This window comes from Sphingobium sp. AS12 (assembly GCF_019097845.1).
In the GTDB taxonomy this organism is placed as follows: domain Bacteria; phylum Pseudomonadota; class Alphaproteobacteria; order Sphingomonadales; family Sphingomonadaceae; genus Sphingobium.
This window is the reverse complement of the sequence record NZ_JAHRGM010000035.1, coordinates 483,885-505,314: the sequence shown is the minus strand read 5'-3', so window position 1 is coordinate 505,314 and position 21,430 is coordinate 483,885. Positions and strand designations below refer to the sequence as shown.

The 21,430-nt window shown below is 65.9% G+C and carries 17 protein-coding genes; 10 read left to right on the top strand and 7 right to left on the bottom strand.

What is annotated here, in order from left to right:
• Positions 1-413 precede the first annotated feature (413 nt).
• Positions 414-977 carry an FKBP-type peptidyl-prolyl cis-trans isomerase gene (locus KRZ98_RS15760; protein ID WP_217674382.1) on the bottom strand — a complete coding sequence of 188 codons (564 nt, stop codon included), beginning with the start codon at positions 975-977 and terminating at the stop codon, positions 414-416.
• 73 nt (positions 978-1,050) lie between these two features.
• Positions 1,051-1,257, bottom strand: a complete 207-nt coding sequence (gene rpsU / locus KRZ98_RS15755) for a 30S ribosomal protein S21 (protein WP_006957190.1) — start codon at positions 1,255-1,257, stop codon at positions 1,051-1,053.
• Positions 1,258-1,483: 226 nt separating this feature from the next.
• Between rpsU and KRZ98_RS15750 the strand changes: the two genes are divergently transcribed.
• Positions 1,484-2,242: a class II aldolase/adducin family protein gene (locus tag KRZ98_RS15750; protein WP_217674381.1), complete on the top strand. Its 759-nt coding sequence runs from the start codon at positions 1,484-1,486 to the stop codon at positions 2,240-2,242.
• A gap of 147 nt (positions 2,243-2,389) precedes the next feature.
• Here KRZ98_RS15750 and KRZ98_RS15745 read toward each other — a convergent pair whose 3' ends face one another.
• Positions 2,390-3,310: a toll/interleukin-1 receptor domain-containing protein gene (locus KRZ98_RS15745; protein ID WP_217674380.1), complete on the bottom strand. Its 921-nt coding sequence runs from the start codon at positions 3,308-3,310 to the stop codon at positions 2,390-2,392.
• Here KRZ98_RS15745 and KRZ98_RS15740 point away from each other — a divergent pair.
• The gene (locus KRZ98_RS15740) at positions 3,309-3,956 is read left to right on the top strand and encodes a hypothetical protein (protein ID WP_254798479.1); all 648 of its coding nucleotides are present in this window, start codon (positions 3,309-3,311) and stop codon (positions 3,954-3,956) included. The two genes, KRZ98_RS15745 and KRZ98_RS15740, sit on opposite strands and share 2 nt — an antisense overlap.
• 13 nt (positions 3,957-3,969) lie before the next feature.
• Here the strand turns inward: KRZ98_RS15740 and KRZ98_RS15735 are convergent, their stop codons facing one another.
• Entirely contained in the window at positions 3,970-5,598 is a 1,629-nt protein-coding gene (locus KRZ98_RS15735) for a caspase family protein (protein ID WP_254798477.1), read from the bottom strand.
• A 211-nt stretch (positions 5,599-5,809) separates the two neighbouring features.
• Here KRZ98_RS15735 and KRZ98_RS15730 point away from each other — a divergent pair, with 211 nt between their 5' ends.
• The 7 genes from KRZ98_RS15730 to KRZ98_RS15700 are packed head-to-tail and all read left to right on the top strand — an operon-like array spanning position 5,810 to position 14,186.
• On the top strand, positions 5,810-6,448 hold the full coding sequence (locus KRZ98_RS15730) for a hypothetical protein (protein WP_217674377.1): 639 nt from the start codon (positions 5,810-5,812) through the stop codon (positions 6,446-6,448).
• Entirely contained in the window at positions 6,445-8,076 is a 1,632-nt protein-coding gene (locus KRZ98_RS15725) for an SUMF1/EgtB/PvdO family nonheme iron enzyme (RefSeq protein WP_217674376.1), read from the top strand. Before KRZ98_RS15730 ends, KRZ98_RS15725 begins: the two co-directional genes overlap by 4 nt.
• A 59-nt stretch (positions 8,077-8,135) precedes the next feature.
• Entirely contained in the window at positions 8,136-9,053 is a 918-nt protein-coding gene (locus KRZ98_RS15720) for a hypothetical protein (RefSeq protein ID WP_254798475.1), read from the top strand.
• A 30-nt stretch (positions 9,054-9,083) separates the two neighbouring features.
• Positions 9,084-10,637 carry a C1 family peptidase gene (locus KRZ98_RS15715; RefSeq protein WP_217674375.1) on the top strand — a complete coding sequence of 518 codons (1,554 nt, stop codon included), beginning with the start codon at positions 9,084-9,086 and terminating at the stop codon, positions 10,635-10,637.
• An 8-nt stretch (positions 10,638-10,645) separates the two neighbouring features.
• A complete protein-coding gene (locus KRZ98_RS15710) occupies positions 10,646-12,778 on the top strand; it encodes a RyR domain-containing protein (protein ID WP_368389832.1) in 2,133 nt (710 codons plus the stop codon).
• Positions 12,766-13,533, top strand: coding sequence for an ABC transporter permease (locus KRZ98_RS15705; RefSeq protein ID WP_217674374.1), 768 nt, complete (start codon positions 12,766-12,768; stop codon positions 13,531-13,533). The genes KRZ98_RS15710 and KRZ98_RS15705 overlap by 13 nt, the downstream gene beginning before the upstream one ends.
• Positions 13,530-14,186, top strand: a complete 657-nt coding sequence (locus KRZ98_RS15700; RefSeq protein WP_217674373.1) for an ABC transporter ATP-binding protein — start codon at positions 13,530-13,532, stop codon at positions 14,184-14,186. Before KRZ98_RS15705 ends, KRZ98_RS15700 begins: the two co-directional genes overlap by 4 nt.
• A gap of 56 nt (positions 14,187-14,242) precedes the next feature.
• On the opposite strand, the gene KRZ98_RS15695 is transcribed toward KRZ98_RS15700, so the two are convergent.
• Genes KRZ98_RS15695 through KRZ98_RS15685 form a run of 3 tightly spaced genes read right to left on the bottom strand, consistent with a single transcriptional unit; the run spans position 14,243 to position 19,461 of the window.
• Positions 14,243-14,836, bottom strand: a complete 594-nt coding sequence (locus KRZ98_RS15695; protein ID WP_217674372.1) for an ABC-type transport auxiliary lipoprotein family protein — start codon at positions 14,834-14,836, stop codon at positions 14,243-14,245.
• On the bottom strand, positions 14,833-15,828 hold the full coding sequence (locus KRZ98_RS15690; protein WP_217674371.1) for an MlaD family protein: 996 nt from the start codon (positions 15,826-15,828) through the stop codon (positions 14,833-14,835). Before KRZ98_RS15690 ends, KRZ98_RS15695 begins: the two co-directional genes overlap by 4 nt.
• Positions 15,829-15,873: 45 nt before the next feature.
• Positions 15,874-19,461, bottom strand: coding sequence for a hydantoinase B/oxoprolinase family protein (locus KRZ98_RS15685; RefSeq protein WP_217674370.1), 3,588 nt, complete (start codon positions 19,459-19,461; stop codon positions 15,874-15,876).
• Between the two features lie 104 nt (positions 19,462-19,565).
• Between KRZ98_RS15685 and KRZ98_RS15680 the strand changes: the two genes are divergently transcribed.
• The gene (locus KRZ98_RS15680; RefSeq protein WP_217674369.1) at positions 19,566-21,425 is read left to right on the top strand and encodes a CHASE3 domain-containing protein; all 1,860 of its coding nucleotides are present in this window, start codon (positions 19,566-19,568) and stop codon (positions 21,423-21,425) included.
• The last annotated feature ends 5 nt before the right edge of the window (positions 21,426-21,430 follow it).

Below are 21,430 nucleotides of genomic sequence, written 5' to 3'. Positions count from 1 at the left end.
TCAACATCATGGGAAGCCGTAACCTGCTGAGCGCCATCGCCAGATAAGACAACGCCGTGCAAACTCGGCCGGGCCAATATCTATAGACTATGTCGACGAAGGCGTTTTCACACAGCCTGGGTCGTTAGCGGACGCCGATATACCCCTCTCTCTTGAGGGAGAGGGCTGCGCAGACTTGGCTGCTTGCAGCCTTAGTCGTAGCTGGGTGAGGGTGTCACGGCCTCATGCGAGCGCGCGCGACTCGCGTCGATCCCCCTCATCCAACTTCGCCTAGACGACTTCGTCGCCAAGGTTTCGTATCCTTCTCCCCCAAGGGGAGAAGGGCGTGTTGCCGATCGCCGCCATCATCCGCCCGGCGCACAAAAAAGGGGCCGACTTGGCGGCCCCTTTTGTCTCATCGGCTTTGCGCCCCCTTAGCGGGGCGGCTGGGCGCCTGCTGCGCCTTGCTGTTGCTGCATCATCTGCTGCATCTGCATGATTTCGGCGCGCGACTTGAAGTCGTGGAGGGTGACGTCGAAGATCAGGATCGAGCCGGCGGGGATTGGCCCTGCCGCCTGATCGCCATAGCCAAGCTGCGGCGGGATCCAGAGGCGGTATTTGCCGCCCTTCTTCATCTTTTGCAGGCCTTCGGAGAAGCCGGGGACGACGCCGTCGATCGGCATCGGCGCCTGCGGATTTTCGTCGAACACGGTGCCGTCGAGCAGCGTGCCCTTATAGCCCACCAGCGCCACGTCGGCGGTGGTCGGGCTGGGCCCGGTGCCTTCGGTCAGCACCTGATATTGCAGACCCGATGGCGTGGTGATCACGCCCTCGGCATCGGCATTCTGCGCCATGAAGGTGGACGGCGAGGCTTCGATGCCCTGCTGCCCGGCCCAGGCCAGACCGCCAGCCGCCAGCGCAAGCGCAGCGACACCAATCCAGAGGCGCGTCAAAGACCCCCTGGCGATAGGACGAAGGGGAACGGCCGTTGTGGACATGGCGATGCTTCTCGCAATTCAAGGGCAGGCAGGCAGCAGGAAAGCGGGACGGCGCGGGCCGCCCCGGCGGCGCTTACTTCGCGCCGTCGCGCTCGGCGCGCTTGCGGTCCATCTTGCGGGCGCGGCGCACGGCAGCGGCCTTTTCACGGGCGCGCTTTTCCGAGGGCTTCTCGTAGTGACGACGCAGCTTCATTTCGCGATACACGCCTTCACGCTGCAGCTTCTTCTTGAGCGCGCGGAGGGCCTGGTCGACATTGTTGTCGCGAACGATGATCTGCATAAGTCCGTCAATCTCCAATCGAAAACGAGCGTTTTGCCGGGATTTTCCAATCCGTCCCGACAGCCCGTCGCAATAGCAAAGCCTGTGAGTCGTCGCAGGTCACCCTACGCCGTGTGGGGCGCGCCCTACCAGCAGAGTCGCGGCAATTCAACCCTAAAGCCCGCGCTCTAGACTTACGTGCGCGGAAGGTGGATAATATTTGCCATTATATAAGAGAGGATCGCCCATGGCCAGCGCCGCAAAACGCCCCGACATATTCCCCGCCGAATGGGAGGCGCGCCAGCAACTGGCCGCCTGCTACCGCATATTCGACCATATGGGATGGTCCGAACTCATCTATAACCATATCACCGTGCGCGTGCCGGGCGAGGACAGCGCCTTCCTGATCAACCCGTTCGGCCTGGGCTATCATGAGGTGACCGCGTCCAATCTGGTCAAGATCGACATTGATGGCACGGTGCTGGACGGCAGCCCCTATCCGGTCAACCGGGCGGGCTTTGTCCAGCATAGCGTGTTCCACCGCCATTTGCCCGACGCCCATTGCATCATCCACACCCATACGACAGCCGGGATGGCGGTGAGTGCCACGGCCGAAGGGCTGCGACCGATCAGCTTTTACGCCGCCGCCTTTGCCGGGCGGATCGCCTATCATGATTTTGAGGGCGTCACGATTCGTGGCGAGGAAGGCGAGCGGCTGATCGCCAATCTGGGCGACAGGCGGGTGATGATGCTGCGCAATCATGGGACGCTGGTGATGGCGGAAAGCCTGCCCGAAGCCTTTTTGAAACATTGGATGCTCCAGCGCGCCTGCGAGATTCAAGTGGCGGCCGGGGCGGCGGGGACGCCGGTGGAGCTGAGCGCAGACGTGATCGCTGTGCATCAGCGCGATCTGGCCGGGGTACAATTGCCGGTCGGGCCGGGGGTGCCGGATTTTCAGGCGATGGTGCGGCTGATTGATCGGGTGGACCGGAGTTGGCGGGATTGAGGCTCGTCCCATTCGACGAAAATAGCCGTTCGCGCTGAGTAAGGACTGAGCTTGTCGAAGTCCCGCATCGAAGCATCGCGTCCATACGCATCCTTCGATACGCCATTTCGACTTCGCTCAATGGCTACTCAGTACGAACGGCCGTTTTTACGGCCGCGGACAGCTGCTTCCCTCATCCGCCAGCCGTCGCACCTCCTGCGCGGCGACCTGGGCCAGCCAGGCGCGGCGTTCGGCCTTGTCGGCATTTTCTTCCGCCAGCTTGCGCGCGGCCTGCGCTTCGTTCCGCTGCTGCACCGCCATGCGGGCATAGGTGAAGGCAGCGATCGACAGGCCGCTCAGCACGACGATCAGCAGGAAGGCGAAAGCGCCGAGCGCAGCGGCGATCCGGCGGCTGCGGCGCTGGTCGCGGCGGTAGAGGCTGGCATAGGGGGTGCCGAGCAGTCCGGCGATCAGCTTGAGCTTGACGATATTGCGGTCATTCTTCTGGAGATCGGGCGCCAGGGGTTCGAGCGGCTGGCTGCGGTCCAGTTCGCCATTGGCGTCGAGCGCAAAGAGCAGAGGCGCGGGGAAACAGTCGGTGTCGGGATCGCCGGGCTTGCCCGCCGCGATCAGCGCGAACACCGGGGCGTCCGGGTTGATCGTCTTGAAGCTGCGAATTTCCTTGTCGACCCAGACTGAGCGGGCCGCGCTTGGAGAGCAGATGACGATCAGCGCATCCGAGCGGGCGAGCGCGCCCTGTAATTTGGGGCCGAGTTCGGCGGCCCCGGCCAGCTCATCCTCATCGCGGAAAATCGGCCGCAACCGGGCGGGGATCGGGCCGCGATCGCCCGGCGTGCCGACCAGCGCCTTTGGCACGCGATAATTTTCGATCGCGCGGTGGAGCCAGCGGGCCACCTTCATATCGGCATGGCTGTAGCTGATGAAGGCGGCATAGCGCCCTGCCCCCGCCCCGCCGACCAGAGCGGTCAATTGTTTGGCCAGGTCCGCGCCACCGCTCAGCACTGGCTTTCCGACCATGGCGGCAGTATCCACGGGAATGGAGATGATCTTGCTGAAAGGGTTGGACATGAAGCGCAAAATCCTAATCGCAAGCGGGGCGATGATGCTGGTGGCCAGCGGAGCGATGGCGCAGGAGGCTGCGCCTGTTGCCAAGGCACCCGCAGATCCCTTCGCGCAGGCGATTGCCGCGCGGCAGGTCGCCGACTTTGCCCGGCGCGAGGGCGATCCCCATGCGATGCTGACCGCAGCGCGGATGCTCAAGCAAGTGCCTATGACCGATAGTGCGACTCCGGCGGAGGGCGATGCGGCCTTTTCGCCCGACGCCTTGTTTGCCGAGGCCAAGGCGCTGGCGCGCAATGATCAGGCCTTGCTGTTGCAGATCCGGCTGGCCCAGTCGGCGGCGGGGCGCGGCGTGACGGAGTCGGCGTTCGGCAAGGGGCTGGTGCGACGGGTGCAGGATGTCGGCGCGCGCAACGCCTATCGATTCACTGTGACGGCCAAGGGCGGCGAACCGCTGCGCATCGGCGCGATCGGCGACATCGGCACCAGCATGTATATCCGCCTGCTCGATGCGTCGGGCAAGCAATTGTGCCTGGACGATAATGCCGATTATGCGCCGGTCTGCGCCGTGACGCCGCGCGCGTCTGGGCAATATCGCATCGACATCGGCAATAAGAGCGCGGCCAAGAGCCGGACGGTGATTTTGAGTAATTGAGATCGGCATTGTATCAGTTGCCGGTATAAAGTTCGCCGATCGACAGGCTGGCCTGCCCCTGCGCCTTGGCCAGCAGATCGCGGATCGGTGCGACCAGCCGGGCGGCAGCACGCTGATTTTCGACCGTGCGCAACAGGACCCGGAAAGCTTCGGGCGGCTGGGGCGTCACCAGGGCGACGACATGGTCCGCGCCATAGGGGGCGATGACCTGGCTTTCGAGAACCGGGAGCGACTGGCCGGGCGCCAGGCGACCGTCACCGTCGGAGTGTGCGGACGGGAAGAGGCGCTGGACGGTGCCGTCCGACGCTATGTTGAACACTGTTGCATATTGGGGCGCATATTGGGACGCGGCGACTGACTGAGCGGTCCCTTGCTGCGCCAGCGCCAGCGTGACGGGCGCGCCGGACGGATAGCGTGCGCCATTTTCGAGCGGGCCGACCATCAGCCGGGTGCGCTGTTCGGACAGGAGCGAACGGAGCGCCTCGATCGCAGCCCATTTGTCGATGACGCCACGCAGTTGCGGCAGGGTTTTGACATTTTGCGCGACCATATCGCCAGTGCGGCGGAGCATGGCGTGACGGGCAGTGTCCCAAACGAAATCCGCGCCCTTGCCATCGGTCAGGATGCGCCAGGGATGGTCATTGCCAGTGACACTGGCGCGCGCCTTCACATCCGCGACATAGAGGCCGGGCAGCGGCGGAGCGACCGGAGGCGCGGGGGGCGGCGGCACGGTGGCGAACAGCCCCTGCCCTTCGCGGCCCGGCGGAATGATGCTGCTGCTTTCCTGCCGCTGGCCGCTCAACATGCGCACCTGGACATTGAGATAGGTGCCCAATTCGCCGATGGTCAGCTTGCCATCGCCATCCTGATCCGCCGCCATGCCCTTGCCATCGGCGCGCGGTGTGGTCAGCCCCTGCTCGAACGACCAGGTTAGGAAACCGCGCGTCGGTGCGCCCTCGACCGGCAGGGCATTTTCCCAGGCGACCTGATCGTCGCGCGCCGCGCTGATATAGAAGAGGTTGGGCAGGTCCTCCCGCGTGGCAGTGAGCGCCGCGCCCTCGACCGAGGCAAGCGTGCTGGCGAAGCGCGGCGCAGGCCGTGACCCCAGCTCGACATTGCGCCCGCCCAGCGTCAGGCGCGGGGTCATGCCCATGGCGCGCGGATCGACCGAGCGGTGGAGTGTGCCGGAATGGCAGGTGTCGGCCATCATCAGCACCTGCACCCCGCGCGGGACATAGAGCGCAAGCCAGGTGTAGAAATCCTTGTCGACGATGAAGCGTTCGGCGTCCTTGCTGTCGGGGTCGAAACCGGGCAGCGGCAGGAACTGGTCGGTGTCGCCGTCGCGCGTCCCCTTGACGCTGGCTTCGGCCAGTGCGCCATGACCGGTATAATAAAGGAAGATCCAGTCACCCGGTTTGGAGCGAAGCCCCAAAGCATGGAGCGCGGTTTCGACCGTGGTGCGACTGACGCCGTCATTACGCAACACTGTGACATCGCTGGCACCCTGACCGCGAATCACTGTTTCCATCGCTTGAAGATCATTTTCGGGACCGGCCAGATCCATGATCAGGGAGGAGCGGAACTGCCAGGCGCCGACCAGCAGGGCGCGGGTTTCGGCTTTGGCGATCGAAGGGCATATCAATATTGTGACAAAAGCCGTTAATACTGTTGCCCAGAGTCCACGACGCCCCTTCGCCACTTGGAATCTCCCGCGCTTTTTTGTTGCCTGTTCAGTCATAACCCCATAATCTCATAATGGTTGGGGGAGCAATAACTATATCATGACTCAGGGGGGAACGATGATAATAGTCAGAAGCTTCTTAACCATTGCTTCTGCGGGACTTTCACTGGGCATGGCATCTACCACGCTGGCGCAGGCCAACCCACCCGCGACACCGCCGCAGGATCAACCGGGCCACACAGCCGATGGCGCGGCCGGACGCGGCGTGCGCATCATCGCCCCGGAAGCGCCGCCCGCCAATGTTGTTGCGAACGGGCAACAAACCGCTCCTACGACCAAGCCTCCTGCGGCTAACGCGATCGCGCCAGTGAAGCTGCGCCCGGCCGATCCCGTCGGTATGCGGCCAGCCTCCGTTCCCGCACCCGCGGTGCTGAAAGCGTGCGACCGGCCGGTGACCAAGCCCACGCTCCGTTTTGCCGATCCTGCCCGGTTCGACCGCGCACTTAAAGGTGCGCTGCGGCGGGGCAAGACCGTCGTGGTCGATCTCGATTCGCCCTACCCGGTCGCCAATGAAGCGCCTGCGCCTCTGGGTGCGTGGCTGAACGAGGTTGAAAAGAGCGGCGGCATGGTCACGGTCAGCCCCTATTGCCAGAAGGGGCGCGGCCTTGGCGGCTTCCTTGCCAAGCTGTTCGGCGGTGGCCCTGCCGAACCGTATAAGGCCGCGCGCGCCTATGATGCAGTGCTGCATGTCGATGCGGTCGACCAGATCGTCACTCAAGTGGAATTTGCGCCGCGCAAGGCGATGAAATGATCGCGCGCGCTGCTTTGTCTATAGCGCCCCTGTTTCGCGCCATGGCAGCGCTGGGCCTGCTGGTCGCGCTGCTGGCTGGCGGCGGGGCAGCGCAGGCCGCAGACGAACCCCGGCTGGCGCTGGTGATCGTCAATGGTGCTTACCAGTCGTTCGACAGGCTGGCGTCCACCTATGCCGATGGCGACAAGATCACCACAGCGCTCAACGCCACCGGCTTTGTCGATGCCAGCGGCGAGGGCCCGGTGCAGGTGCGCCGCGACCTGTCGCGTGATGCGATGCTGGCTGCGATCGCCGATTTTCGCGCGAAGCTGACGGCCGCCGGACCCAAGGCGTTCGGAATGCTCTACTTTTCTGGCCATGGCGCGGCGCTGGGCAGCTATGGCGATGTCATGCTGCTGCCGGTCGATGCCGGGCGCGACGTGACGGCGGAGACAGCAACGCTGACCCGCGCCGCACTGACCCGCAACCTGCTGGGGTCAGGCGCGAAAACGATGCTGATCGTGCTGGACATGTGCCGCAACGTGCTGGCCGCGCCGCCGCCGTCGCTGGCGCAGATGATCGCCGACCAGACCGGGGTCGAGACGAGCGCCGTGGGCGAGCTGGCCGGAAGCAAGGGGCTGCGCCGCATGGTGCGCGCGCCCGCCGCCGCGATCCGGCCCGACCAGGGCTATCTGGTTGCCTTTTCCACCAGCGCGGATCAGTTCGCCTTTGACGATGGTATTTTTTCCAAGGTGCTGGCCGAAGAAATCCGCCGCCCGCAGCAGAATATCGCCGATGCCTTAAAGCGCGTATCGGATCGGGTCGCCCTGTCATCTGGCAAGAATTTCCAGAAGCCGACCTTTGACTATGGCCTGCAAGGCGCGCCGCCCTGCTTCATTTCCTGCGACCGGGCGGCGAACGACCGCTTTTATGACTGCGCCAACTGCCCGTGGATGCGCGCCATCCCCGCCGGCACCACACCGTTCGGATCACCCGCGTCGGAGCCGGGACGTGGCAGCGACGAGCCGGTGCAGGCCAATGTGCGGATCGAGCGGCCCTTTGCGATCGGCGTCTATGAAGTGACGATCGCGGAATGGAATGGCTGTGTCCGCGACAATGCCTGCACCAAGCTGGGCAATTGGGCGAAGGAAAATCCCAACCCGCTGATCCCGGCGACCGACATTAGTTACGAGGATGCGCAGGCGTTTCTGGCCTGGCTGACGGTCAAGTCCGGGCGCACCTATCGCCTGCCGACCGAGGCGGAGTGGGAATATGCCAGCCGGGGCGGCACGCCGAGCGCCTTTCCGTGGGGCGATGACATCGGCCCAAGCCAGGCCAATTATGACCATACCGCCCGCTATCGCGGATCGGACACCGCGCCCTATCGCGGCTATCCCGAAAGCGTGAACGGTTACCCCGCCAACGCCTTTGGTCTTAACCAGATGCAAGGCAATGTGTGGGAATGGACGTCGGGCTGCACCGACCAGTCGTGCCGGACGCGCGTGATCCGTGGGGGATCGTTCGAGAGCGCGCCCGATGCGCTGCGATCGGCCAATCGCTTCACCGTTGCGCCATCCAAACGACGGCAGGATGCCGGACTGCGGGTCGTACGTGATCTGGACCCGGACGAGATACTCGGCGCGTCCTGACAGTTTTTCAATGAGGGTCAGGAACCGGACAGGGAAGCCGGTTCCGCAAAAGGGGTGAGATGATGAATAAATATCTGGCGACGGCGGCACTGATGGCAGTTGCGCCGGGTATGGCGCAGGCCGCGCCCTATCTGGCGACGGTGGGCAGTCCCAACAGCCTGCAACATAGCGCGTTGACCACGGCGCTGAACCTTAATGATCTGGACTATGACGATGACCCGGACACCCCCGGTTTCGACATGGAGGGGGATGCCGATACGATCGGCGCGGCGATCACCTATTGGGGTGCCTATGGCAATGAAGGCCAGCGCTACGAGCTGCGCTATCAAAAGGCGCTGCGTCCGTTCGAGGGCAGCCGCGCCCGCGTGCTGATCGACCCGGTACTGAATGTCCTGCACGTCAACAATGGCGCGACCGCGACTATGGGGACGCTGTCCACCGGGATAGAGATACCGGTCCAGCCCAACTGGCTGATCACCCCGCGCATCGCCTATGGCGTTACCGATGCGGGTGCCTTTTTCGGATCGACCAGCAGCGACCTGATCACCGTGTCGGCCAGCAGCCGCTACAAGATCGCGCAAGTGGGGCGCGGCGACCTGACCATGGGCAATATGATCGGCTGGTCCACCACCACCGATTGGGGTCTGGGGCGTGATCCGGCCTTCTATCTGAAGGAAAATGTCTTCACGTTCCGCAATGGCGTGGCCTATCAGCTGCCGTTCAAGGGGCGGATGTTCGGCGGGCGGCAGGGATCGCTGCGCGCCAGTTACACCTGGACCAAGCTGACCGACGATCCGCAATCCTATGAGGATGTCCATGAAGCGGCGCTCAGCATTGGTGTCCGCACCCGCGAGGCGGAACAGAAGAGCAAGGCGGAGCAACTGCGCATCGGCCTGATCTACACCCATGGCACGAGCAGCTTTTCGCATGATTTCGATTATGACGCGGTCACGCTGACCATCGGCTATCGCTTCTAAAAGCGGCACATCCAAGGGGAGGAACGGGCGATGACGCATGGGGCCAGAAGCTGGGGTGTTGCGGCATTGCTGGGGCTGTCGGGGGTCGGCCTTTCAGCGCTATCGGCGCAGGAGGCGGACGATCCGCTATTCATGACGGGTGCGGAACCCGTTTCTCCCGAAGACTATGCGAAACTGCCCAAACAGGGGCGGTTTCGCGCCTATCTGCCCAAGCGGGTGGACCTGTCCAACGCCTATCCGCCGCCCGGATCGCAGGGACCGCAGCCCAATTGCGTCGCATGGGCGACCACCTATGCCGCGCGCACCTTCCTGAATTTCCGCGACAAGGCGGTGCAGCCCGCCGCTCCGGCCGACCAGATGAGCCCGGCCTATGTTTACAACCGGCTGCGCCCGGCCGGATCGCCGTGTAGCGGGACGATCAGCATCGTCCAGGCGCTGACCTTGCTCAAAAATGAGGGGACGGTCAGCCTGGCCGACTTCCCCGACGATATGACCAAATGCGCGATCCCCGCGCCCGAAGCGCTGAAAGCCAAGGCGGGCAATTATCGCCTGCTCGACTGGCGCGCGGTCGACCGCGAGGTGAAGGATGACTGGCGCACGCCGATCATATTGGATGACGTCAAGGGCGCACTGGCACGCGGTGCGCCGGTGATTTTCGCCATGCCGGTGCCTGCCGATTTCAAGGCGCATCGGGGCAATGGCATCTATGCCCGTGCCGACAAGCCGGACAAGGCCAGCTATCACGCCATGGCGATCGTGGGCTATGATGAGGAGCGGCAGGCGCTGCGCATCATGAACAGCTGGGGTCCGATTTGGGGCGACAAAGGCTATGCCTGGATCGACTATACAACCTTCCGGCTGCTGACCGGGGAAGCCTATTCATTGGAAGCGCCGGTGGTCCCGGCGTCGTCCGGTATGCTGCCGCCCGCGCCCAAGAGTGCGGCGCAGATGGTGAGTGAACAGGCCGCCGCCATGCCGTGCGGTGCCGTCAGCGTGAAGGGCGGCGCGGTATCCGGCTTTTCCGGCGACCTGAATGCGATTGCGGCATTGCGCGAAGCCGCGTTGAAGGCGGACCCCAAAGCCAAGTTCGAGGTGCGTCACCTGCCCTGGCCGCAATGCGAGGCGGCGCTGACGCTCACTGCACCACTGTCGCGCGCGGGGACGCGGATCACGGCGCTGACCGAGGCGGGCGCGCCGCGCGAGGGCGATCCGGTGACGATGAAGGAGAATGAGATTTTCGGCGTCAGCGCGACCACCACGGCGGCGCGGCCTTATCTGAGCATCATCTATCTACAGGCCGATGGCAGCGCGGTGGAACTGCATCGCGGCCATCCCGAACCCGACCGCAAGGGGGTGCGGCAAGTGATGATCGGCCTGTCCAAAACCGCGCAGCGCTATGCTGTCGCCCCGCCCTTCGGCCCGGAGATGATCGTCGCGCTGGCGTCCGACAAGCCGCTGTTCGGCGATGATGAGGTGGTCAATGGCACCGAACGGCAATTTCTGACGCGGCTGCGCGCCAAGCTCGTCAGCCATCCCGGTGACGGCGTGTCCGCCGCCTTCGTCCGCCTGCACACCAGCAACTGACGCTCGCAGTGACCGGGGCGATGCGCGGGGGCAAGCGGGGCAAGGGATTAAGGCTGCCGCCGGTCGCGCCAATCGTGCGGTTCGGGGCGATGGGGGTCGCTTTCCTGCTGGGTACATGGGGCTTTGCGCAGGCCTATGGGCAGGCAGGGATCGCCTCCACCCTGGCGCAGGATGCGTTCCGGTCTCTGCGGCTGATCGTCGGCAATTTTCCGCAGGCGCTGGAGGGGCGCGATTTGCCCGTCGCGCTGCATATCGCGCGCTGGGCGCTGCCGCTGCTGACTTTCTGGTCCACCGTTGCGCTGGCGTGGGAGCAGTTGCGCAATCCCTGGCGGCTGGCGATGATCCGGGCGCGGGGCGACCATCTGGTGATTGCAGGCGACGCTGATGGCGGGCTGGCGGCGCAGGCGGCGTCGGGCGCGCTGAATGAGGGGCGGCGGGTGCTGCTGTGGCCGGGCGACCGGCGCACTGTCTGGGTCGCAGACGCGATCGAGGCCGGGGCGGCGGAGGTCGAGCAGGCGGAGGTGGACGAAAGCGCACAGGCGTTAGCGTTGGACAAGGCGCGGGCGGTGCTGGCGCTGAGCCGGGAGGCGCGGACCAATATCGCGCTCGCATCCGCCGTTCTGGGGCAGGCGGCGCGGGTGCGGGCCGCTGGCGATCCGCTGGACGTGATCCTGCGGGTCGATGACCTCGACCTGCGGCGCAGCGTCGAGCAGCGGTTCGAGCAGGGCGACCGCAAGACGGCGCGGGTACGGCTGGCGGCGCTGCCCGACATTGCCGCGCGGCAACTGGCGCTGGCCCGGCCGATCGACGGTTTCAGTCGCACGGGACAGGCGGGGCGCGGCGTGCTGGTGATCGGCTTTACCCCACTGGTAGAGCGCTATGTGCTACGTAGCCTGGCGGGCGGCCATTATCGCGACGGGGGCAAGCCGTCCTTCTTCATCCATCTGGCCGATGCGGCGACGACCGAAGCCGGTTTCCGGGCGCGCAATCCGGGGGCGGACAGCCTGTCGCCTGTGCGCTTTGTCGAGGGGCAGCTTGACCCGGCGGGGATCGGGGCGCTGATCGACCTGCATGTCGCAGCGCAAGGGGAACCGGTCGCGATCCTGATCGATGCGGGCGAGGATGACCGGGCGCTGGCGATCGCGCTGGCGGTCGATGCGCGCTATCGCGCCGCCGCGCTGGTCGCGCCGCCCATCCATGTGCGGATGGATGGTGGGCATGACGCGCGGCTGGGCGCGGGGATTTTGCCATTCGGGGCGCTGGCCGATCTCGCCGATCCCGACATGTTGTTGCAGGACCGGCATGATGCGCTGGCCCGGTCGATCCATGATTTCTATCTGGAGGGCCGCTTTGCCGAAGGGGAGCGGATCGGTGTGCGCGCGTCGATGCAGGAATGGGAAAATCTGCCCGAAAGCTTCCACGACGACAACCGGCTGGTTGCTGACTGCTACCAGTTGAAGTTGCGCGACATTGGCGCGCGGCTGGTGGAGGGCAGCGGACCGTCGCTGATGCTGACGCCCGATGAGCTGGAGGAGTTGTCGCGCGCCGAGCATGACCGCTGGATGGCGGCCAAGCTGGTGCAGGGCTGGACGTTCGGCGCGGTGCGCGACGATGCCAAGCGGCTGCATCCCGATATCATTCCCTATGATGACCTCAGTGAAGCGATCAAGGATCTGGACCGGGAGCAGGTGCGGATCATGGCGCGGTTGCTGGGCGCGTCGGGACGGCGGGCTTTGCGGGTGCTGCGCGTCGCGATTCGGCCGGGTGTTGAGAGTGTGCCACCCGATCCGGGGGCGCTGCTGGCGGCGCTGGATGCGCATTATCCCGACCGGGTGCCTCTGTTTGCAGGCGATCTGGCCGATGGCTGGTCGCGGGCGATGATGGGGGCGCTGCATGAGCGGGGACGGCTTATCGAACTGGCGCTGACAGAGCATGTTCAGGCGATCATCGACAGGCTGCATGGCAGCGACGGACGAATGGCGGCGGAGTTGGTTCGGGCGGCGGACGGCATCCGTGCAGTCGTCGATCCAGCCGACCTATCGGAAGCCCAATTGATCCTGACGCCGGGTCCGATGGAGGACAATCGCGCCGTGCAACTGGGCAGCGACGGCGCAATCGTCCGGGCGCCATGGGCGCGCTGAGGGGCAGCGGCAAAATCCTTGCCGCGCTGGGGGCCGGGCTGTGGCTGATCGGGCGCGCGGCGCGCGGCATGGCGCGGCGGCTGGTAGCGGGCGACCGACTGGCGCAGCGGCAATTGGCCGATGGCCTGCCGCTGCATGTGTGGCGACCCTTGCGGACCCTGCTGCCGCTCGCCGCGCTGGCGGGGATGATCGCCGGGATCGGCGCGGCGCGGCTGTTAGCGCTCTACAATGCGCAGATTCCGGTGCAGGCGGCGCTGGCGGAAACGCTGTTGCGCGACATCGTGCCGTTGCTAGTCGGGCTGTTTGCGTCGGGCAGCGTATCCGTGGCGCTATCATCGCGGCTCGGGGCGATGTCGCTCAACCGGGAGATTGACGCGCTGGAGGCGCTGGGGCGCGACCCGGTCGGCCATGCACTGGGTCCGGCGCTGGTCGCGGTACTGCTGTCGGTGCCGATCCATATGATGCTGGCGGGGTTGGCGGCGCTGGTCGGCTGCGCGCTGCCGCTGGGGTTGATGGCCAATATCGACTGGGCGCAATGGGCGGGCTTTGCCTTTTCGCACGAGGCGGCGGGGGCAATGCTGACCGGCATGGGCAAGGTGACGGTCTATGCGCTGATCGCCTTTGGCGTGGGCGGCGCGGTGGGGGCCAAGCCGGTGCGATCGCCCGCCGACATTGGTCGCCGCGCGACCACCGCCTTTACAGCCGGGTTGCTGGGGATATTCACGGCGGCGGCGGTGTGGACAGCGCTCTCGTGAGCGAATTGCTGACCTTTGAGGGCGTCAGTCTGGTGCTGGGCGGAGTGCGTTTGCTGGACCGCATCGACCTTCGCATCGGCGCGGGGGAGCGGGTCGCGATTGTGGGTGAGAGCGGGGCGGGCAAGGGCTGGCTGTTGCGGCTGGCGGTCGGGCTGGCGGAGCCGGGCAGCGGCACGGTGCGGTTGATGGGGGTTGCGCTGGACGACTCCGATACGGACCAACGCCGCCTGTTGCGTGCGCGATGCGGGCTGGCGATGCAGGGCGGGTCGTTGCTGGGCGACCTGACCGTCGAAGAGAATATGCGGCTGGCGCTGGGCCGCGTCGGCGGTCGCGATGCGCGAGCCGGGCGGCGGATCGACCGGCTGCTGCTGGAATATGGGCTGGAGCAGGCGGCGAGCATCCGCGCCGACATGCTGTCCATCGGTGAGCGGCGACGGGCGGAACTGGCCCGCGCCTTCATGCGCGATCCTGACCTTTTGATTCTGGATGAGCCGTTCGAGGGTGCCTATGGGCGTAGCATAGCGCTGGAGGAGCAGGCGCGGCGGCGGATCGTGCCGCATGGCCGGGCGCTTCTGTTGCTGACGCAGGATGCGGCGCTGGCGGGGCGCTTGTGCGAACGGGTGTATCGGCTGGAGGCTGGGCGGTTGGTGTGAACCAAGTTCAAAGGGTGGGACTGGGTTCCCGCCTGCGCGGGAACACGCGGGGTTGTTCAGCAGGGCGCGGCGGTGACCTTGCCCAATACGGCGTCCTCTACAAAGGCCGCGACCGCCTGTTCGATCGCGTTCTGAAATGCCGCCGCGCGGGTGGTGCCGGCTGCTGAGGCGATCGGCTGGGTGGCGCAATAGCGGCCGGTCCAGATGGCCTTGCCCTGCGACACCTGGGTCACGTCAAAGGCGATGACTGCTTGCGCAGTGCCAGCGCTGGTCACTTCCTCGAACCGGTCGAGCGTCGCCACGATCCGGCGGTCGGCGGCCAGCGACAGGTCCGGCCCGGTGACGGCGGCAAAGCGGGTGCGTAGCCCCGCAACCAGCGCGCGGGCGAGCATGGTGGCGGGCGGTTCTTCCCAGAAGAGCGTCGCGGCCTGGCGGATTTCGCCGGGCGTGGCGGCATCGACATAGGCGTAGCGCAGCCCGCCGCTGAGGCCTCTCGCCTGCACCGGGGCGACCGCCAGCGTCGGCGCAGGCTGGACCGCGCCGGGGGTGAAGCGGGGCGAGACACGCATGGTGACGGGGGCGTCGCCGCTTTTCAATGCGGCGCAGGCCGGGAGCATAAGGAGCAGGAGGATCGGGCCAAGGCGCATCATTTCTGTCCTCCCGGCGGTGGCGGATCGGCGTAGCGCTGGCCCCGGATCGCGAAGGTCGGGTCGCCCGCCAGCCGTTCGCTGAGGTTTCCAAGGCTGGCGCTGGTGCGTTCCAGATTGGCGCTGGTGGCGATCAATGAGGCGGACGCGCCTTCAAGGATCATCCGCGCTTCGCTGGCGCTGCCCTTCCCTTCGGCGAGCAACCCGGCGATGCTGGCCTGATTCTGCGCGACCATCGCCTGCGTTTCGCGCAAGATGCCGTTCAATGCGGCGATGTCGATCTCCGACGCGCGCCCGGTCGCCTTGCGGACGTGGGAGAGGGTGAGCGCGATGTCGCCCTGCCCCGGCGTGAAGCTGCGGTCGAGCTGGGTGCTGAGCGAGTTCAAGGCAGCGAGGGTTTCGGTCGCGTTGCGGGCGACCTGCGCCATGTCGACCGCGCTGCCCGATCCGTCGCCCTGCAACATGGTGGCCAGCCGCTGCGCCATGGCGTTGGCGGTGCGGGCGACGGCGGCGGCTTCGCCAATTGCGACCGACGCCGTTTCGAACAGGTCGGCGGGGCGACGGCATCCGGCGATATCATCCGCCGTATGCGGCCCGGCGATGCTGTCGCAGCCATAGGCACGGCGGGCGGTGGCGCATTGGGCAGTCGCCGTTTCCAGCGCGACCAGTTCGATACGCGGAGCGGTCAGCGGATTGGCGGCGGCGACGGTGGCGAAGGCGCACGGCGATGGCCGCCAGTCCTTTGCCACGCCCATATGGACGGCGAAGGTGCGGCTGGCCCCATCCAGTTTAACCGAGCGGACCTGCCCGATGGGTGCGCCGCGAAAATAGACCTGAACGCCGGGGGAAACACCCTCGACATCGTCGAGCGTCGTCGCGATGACCCGCTGGCGGAAGAAGGGATCAGGGACCAGCGCCAGTATTGCGACCAGCGCCACGGCGAGGATCGCGGCCCCGACGCCCCATCTGATCTGCGTTGTTGCGTCCGGCGTCATCAACCCCTCCCCCGCCGGTCACAACAGACCCGTGCGGGGGTCTTGTCAAGCAGGATCGGACTGGCCGAAGCCGCCGCCGCCGGGGGTTTCGATGATGAAGATGTCGCCGGCCTGCATGTTGGCGGTGGCTGTGGGACCGAGCGGTTCGAGGCTGCCATCGACGCGCTCGATCGCATTGCGGCCGAGGTCGCCCGGTGCGCCGCCGGACAGGCCGAAGGGCGGGACGATGCGGCGGTTGGAGAGGATGCCGGCGGTCATATCCTCCAGAAAGCGAATGCGCCGGATCGCGCCGTCGCCGCCGCGATGCTGACCTTGGCCGCCGGAGCCGGGGCGGATCGAAAATTCTTCCAGCAGCACCGGGAAGCGGGTTTCGAGGATTTCGGGATCGGTCAGGCGGCTGTTGGTCATATGCGTCTGCACCACCGCCGCGCCGTCAAAGTCCGGGCCAGCGCCGGAGCCGCCCGCGATCGTCTCATAATATTGGTGGCGGGCATTGCCGAAGGTCAGATTGTTCATCGTCCCCTGCGCCCCGGCCATGACGCCCAATGCGCCGAACAAAGCGTCGGTGACGACCTGGCTGGTTTCGACATTGCCCGCGACCACGGCGGCAGGATGGCGGGGGCGGAGCATCGAGCCTTCGGGCACGATGATGGTGATGGGTTTCAAACAGCCGTCGTTCATCGGCACCGCCTCATCGATCAGGGTGCGCACGACGTAGAGGACGGCGGCGCGGACGACCGAGACGGGGGCGTTGAAATTGCCGGGAAGCTGAGCCGACGATCCGGTGAAATCGACGGTGGCGGAACAGGTCGTATGATCAAGCCGGACAGTGACCTGGACAATGGCACCGTTATCCATCGCATAGCTGAATTGGCCTTCGGACAGGCGGGTGATGAGGCGGCGGACGGCGGCTTCGGCCTGGTCCTGGACATGGGCCATATAGGCGGCGACGGTGGTCGCGCCATAATCGTTGCTTATTCGTAACAATTCCTGACTGCCCCGCGCACAAGCGGCGATCTGGGCGGTGAGATCGGCGATATTCTGGTCGATATTACGCGCGGGCCATGGTCCCGATGCCAGCAACGCGCGGATATCGGCTTCGCGGAATGTGCCGCGATCGAGCAGCAGCATATTGTCGAGGATGACGCCCTCTTCCTCAACCGATACGCTGTCCGGCGGCATCGATCCGGGGGTAATGCCGCCAATATCGGCATGATGGCCGCGCGCCGCGACATAATAGGCAGGCGCGGCGTCCTGATCGACGAACACTGGCATGACGACGGTAACATCTGGCAGATGAGTACCGCCATCATAGGGGGCGTTGAGGGCATAGACATCGCCCGGCTGCATCCCGCGCCCGTCGATCGGCTGCCCGTCCGGCCCGGTCCCGCGCCGCACCATGATCGTGCGGATACTGTCGCCCATGCTGCCCAGATGGACCGGCATATGCGGGGCGTTGGCGACGAGATTGCCCGCAGCATCGAACAGGGCGCAGGAGAAATCCAGCCGTTCGCGGATGTTGACCGACGAAGCGCTGTTCTGGAGCGCGGCCCCCATTTCCTCGGCAATCGCCATGAAGAGGCCACCCATGACTTCGAGCCGGACGGGATCGACGGCGCTGGCGTCCCCGGTCTGCGGCGCTGGACGGGGGGTGTGGCGGGTGAGGATCAGGTTGCCGATCGCGTCGAGCCGGGCGCGCCAGCCCGGTTCCACCGCGGTGATCGATACGGGATCGATGATCAGCGCCGGGCCGTCGATGATGCTGGTGGCGGCCAGTTCCGCGCGGTCGTGGACCGGGGCGGTTTCGCCTGCATAGTCGATATGAACCAGCGGCGGCGCGGGTTGCGCGGCGATGGTGGCGATCGCGCTCATCGCTTCGCTGGTGTCGGCGATTGCCTCGACCCGCGCCATGTCGATGAGGATGCGGCCCTGCCCGGCGAACCCGAAGCGGGCGCTATGCTGGGTCAGGAAATCGGCGCGCATCGCCTTGATGTCCGCCAGCGGCACATCGAACAGGCTGTCGGTGCCGTCATAGCGCAGCCGCAGCAGCGTTTCGATCCGGTCGGCCTGGGGCAGGTCGGCGCTGGCATCTGCGGCGAGGATGGCGAGCGCCTGATCGAGTTGCGCCATATTATCCGCGTCGAGCGGCAAGGCCAGCGTGCGCTCCCGCACCGCGCGGCGATCGGCCAGGCCCATGCCATAGGCGGACAATACGCCGCCCAGCGGATGGATCATCACCCGGTCCATGCCGAGCGCATCAGCGACCAGACAGGCATGTTGCCCCCCTGCCCCGCCAAAGCTCGCCAGCGTATAGCGCGTCACGTCATGGCCGCGCGCGACCGATATGCGCTTGATCGCATTGGCCATGCTGGCGACGGCGACGGCGATGAAGCCCTGCGCGGCCTCGCGCACGGTCAGAGTGCGGCCGGTTTCCCCCTGCACCTGCGCGCAGATGGCGGCGATGCGGGTTTGCGCCGCGGCGGGATCGAGCGGCTGGTCGCCGTTCGGGCCGAACAGGCTGGGGAAATGATCAGGCTGAATCTTGCCGAGCAGCAGGTTGCAGTCGGTGATGGTGAGCGGCCCGCCGCGCCGGTAGCAAGCCGGTCCCGGCACTGCGCCTGCAGAATCCGGGCCGACGCGGAAGCGGCCATCAACGAAGCTACAGATCGAGCCGCCGCCCGCCGCGATGGTGTGGATGCGCATCATCGGCGCGCGCAGGCGGACGCCCGCGACCCGCGCCTCATTGTCGCGCTCATAGGCACCGGCATAGTGCGACACATCGGTCGAGGTGCCGCCCATGTCGAAGCCGATCACCTCACGGAAACCGGCCTGCTCGGCGGTGCGGGCAAGGCCGACAATGCCGCCCGCCGGGCCAGACAATATCGCATCCTTGCCCCGGAACAGGCTGCCGTCGATCAGTCCGCCGCTCGACTGCATGAACAGCATGTCGGCCTGATCGCCCAGCGCGTCGCGCAGATCATCGACATAGGCGCGCAGCACGGGCGAGAGATAGGCATCAGCAGTGCAAGTGTCGCCGCGCCCAATCAGCTTGATGAGGGGGGCGACATCATGGCTGGTCGAAATCTGGGTGAAGCCGACGTCCGCGGCGATCGTGGCGATAGCCTGTTCATGCGCCGGGTAAAGATAGCCGTGCATCAGCACTATGGCGACAGCGCGCAGGCCGCTGTCATAGCCCGATTGCAGCGCAGAGCGGGCCGCGTCCTGGTCCAGTGGTTTCAGCACCGAGCCATCGGCCATGACCCGCTCGTCCATTTCCGCTACTTGTGCATAGAGCGGGTCGGGCAGGATGATATGCCGCGCGAACAGGTCCGGCCGGTCCTGATAGCCGATGCGCAGCGCATCGCGAAAGCCGCGCGTGATGGCGAGCAGAGTCGGTTCGCCCTTGCGCTCCAGAAGGGCGTTGGTGGCGATGGTGGTGCCGATCCGCAGCGAACAGGGCGGGATCGGCCCGTCGCTTGCCCCCGTTAGCCGCCGCACTGCCTCGACCGCCGCGTCGGCATAGCGTTCCGGGTCGCTGGAGAGCAATTTGGCGGTGTGCAGTCGCCCGTCCGGGTCACGCGCCACTACATCGGTAAAGGTGCCGCCGCGATCTATCCAGAATTGCCAGTCCATGGCGCGGGTGATGGCGGGAGCGCGGCGCGATGGCAAGGGCGCGCGCGATGACACTCGTCGCAGGGGGCTTGCCCTGCGCGCTGCATTTTCCCATGAGGGGCGCCATGCCCGCCATCCGCCCCGAACGATCGATCATCCTCCTATTGCTCGCGTTGCTGATCGTCATGGTGGCGGTGAGCGGCACATTCTGGCTGTATCGCAGCCAGCAGGCGAGCGCCGACTGGATCGAACATACGTTGCGGGTGGAAAACCGGCTGTCGCTGATGATGGTGCAGGTCCAAGCGGCGGAAAGCAGTCAGCGCGGCTACATATTGACCGGACAGCCCGAATTTCTGGACAGCTATACCCGGTTCGATCGCCAGTGGCGCAAGGACATAGCTACGCTGCGCCATGACGTAAGAGACAATCCGGTGCAGGCGCGAGCGGTCGATCGGCTGGTTGAGCTGATCGAAAGGCGCAGCGCCTATCTGGAACGCGGGATCTCAAGCAAGCGCGCGCGGCGGGCGATCGATCCCAGCATTTTTGAGCGTGGCCAGATCTTGATGGCGGGCATCCGTTCGCAGATTGCCGCCATGAAGGTGCGTGAAGAAGGATTGCTGCGCGATCGTACGGCAAACCATAATCGGCTGAGCATGTTGGTGTCGGGCGGGCTGGCGGTCAGCGCGGCGCTTGTCATCCTGCTGGGCCTGATGGCGCTGCGCACCGCGCAACGGCGCATGAGCGAAGCGGTCGCCCATGGCCTGGCAATGGAACAGGCCAATCAAAGGCTGATAGCCGAAGCGCAGGAGCGCGAGGCCGCCGAAGCGCAGTTGCGCCAGATGCAAAAGATGGAATCGATCGGCCAGCTGACCGGCGGCATCGCCCATGATTTCAACAATATGCTGGCGATCGTCATCGGATCGCTGGACATGGCACGGCGGCGGCTGGGCGAGGATGGCGACCCCCGCGTCATCAAGGGCATCGACAATGCGACCGAGGGCGCGCAGCGGGCGGCGCAACTGACCGCACGACTGCTCGCTTTCTCACGCCAACAGCCGCTCGACCCGCAGCCGACCGACGTCAACAAGCTGGTAGGCGGCATGTCCGAACTGCTGCGCCGCACGATTGGTGAGGATGTGCGGGTGGAATCGGTGCTGGCGGGCGGGCTGTGGCGGGCGAGCATCGACGCCAACCAGCTGGAAAATGCGATCATCAACCTGTGCGTCAATGCTCGGGACGCGATGCCCGGTGGCGGCAAGCTGACGATCGAGACGGGTAACGCCCATCTGGACGACGCCTATGCCGCGACCCATGACGAGGTGACGCCGGGCCAATATATCATGGTGTCGGTCGCCGACAGCGGCACCGGGATGCCGCCCGATGTCGTGGCGCGAGCTTTCGACCCCTTCTTCACCACCAAGGGCGTGGGCAAGGGCACCGGGCTGGGGCTGAGCCAGGTATTCGGCTTCGTCAAACAATCGCGCGGCCATGTGAAAATCTATTCCGAGCCGGGCCAGGGGACGATCATCAAAATCTACCTGCCGCGCCATTATGGCCCGGATGCAACGGGCAGCTATGTCGTCCCCGCCGCCGACAGCCTGCCCCGTGCGCAGGGTGAGGAAATCATCCTGCTGGTCGAGGATGAGGAGCGGGTGCGGCATATGTCGGTCGATTCGCTGCGCGAGCTGGGCTATACGGTGGTGCAGGCGTCAGACGGCGAACAGGCGCTGGAGATGCTGACGATCCAGCCGCGCATCGACATGCTGTTCACCGACATCGTCATGCCGGGCATTAACGGCCGGATATTGGCCGACCGGGCGCGGGAGGCACGGCCGGGGCTGAAAGTGCTCTACACCACCGGCTATACCCGCAACGCCATCGTCCATAACGGGATGCTGGATCCCGGCGTGTCGTTCCTGGCCAAGCCGTTCACGCTGGACCAGCTGGCCGCCAAGGTGCGGCAGGTGCTGGATGGAGATGGCTGACCGGT

Coding starts and splice junctions, on each gene's coding strand:
- KRZ98_RS15760 (WP_217674382.1), bottom strand. CDS start 977: ATGTCCACAACGGCCGTTCCCCTTCGTCCTATCGCCAGGGGGTCTTTG.
- rpsU (WP_006957190.1), bottom strand. CDS start 1,257: ATGCAGATCATCGTTCGCGACAACAATGTCGACCAGGCCCTCCGCGCG.
- KRZ98_RS15750 (WP_217674381.1), top strand. CDS start 1,484: ATGGCCAGCGCCGCAAAACGCCCCGACATATTCCCCGCCGAATGGGAG.
- KRZ98_RS15740 (WP_254798479.1), top strand. CDS start 3,309: ATGAAGCGCAAAATCCTAATCGCAAGCGGGGCGATGATGCTGGTGGCC.
- KRZ98_RS15745 (WP_217674380.1), bottom strand. CDS start 3,310: ATGTCCAACCCTTTCAGCAAGATCATCTCCATTCCCGTGGATACTGCC.
- KRZ98_RS15730 (WP_217674377.1), top strand. CDS start 5,810: ATGGCATCTACCACGCTGGCGCAGGCCAACCCACCCGCGACACCGCCG.
- KRZ98_RS15725 (WP_217674376.1), top strand. CDS start 6,445: ATGATCGCGCGCGCTGCTTTGTCTATAGCGCCCCTGTTTCGCGCCATG.
- KRZ98_RS15720 (WP_254798475.1), top strand. CDS start 8,136: ATGATGAATAAATATCTGGCGACGGCGGCACTGATGGCAGTTGCGCCG.
- KRZ98_RS15715 (WP_217674375.1), top strand. CDS start 9,084: ATGACGCATGGGGCCAGAAGCTGGGGTGTTGCGGCATTGCTGGGGCTG.
- KRZ98_RS15705 (WP_217674374.1), top strand. CDS start 12,766: ATGGGCGCGCTGAGGGGCAGCGGCAAAATCCTTGCCGCGCTGGGGGCC.
- KRZ98_RS15695 (WP_217674372.1), bottom strand. CDS start 14,836: ATGATGCGCCTTGGCCCGATCCTCCTGCTCCTTATGCTCCCGGCCTGC.
- KRZ98_RS15690 (WP_217674371.1), bottom strand. CDS start 15,828: ATGACGCCGGACGCAACAACGCAGATCAGATGGGGCGTCGGGGCCGCG.
- KRZ98_RS15685 (WP_217674370.1), bottom strand. CDS start 19,461: ATGGACTGGCAATTCTGGATAGATCGCGGCGGCACCTTTACCGATGTA.
- KRZ98_RS15680 (WP_217674369.1), top strand. CDS start 19,566: ATGCCCGCCATCCGCCCCGAACGATCGATCATCCTCCTATTGCTCGCG.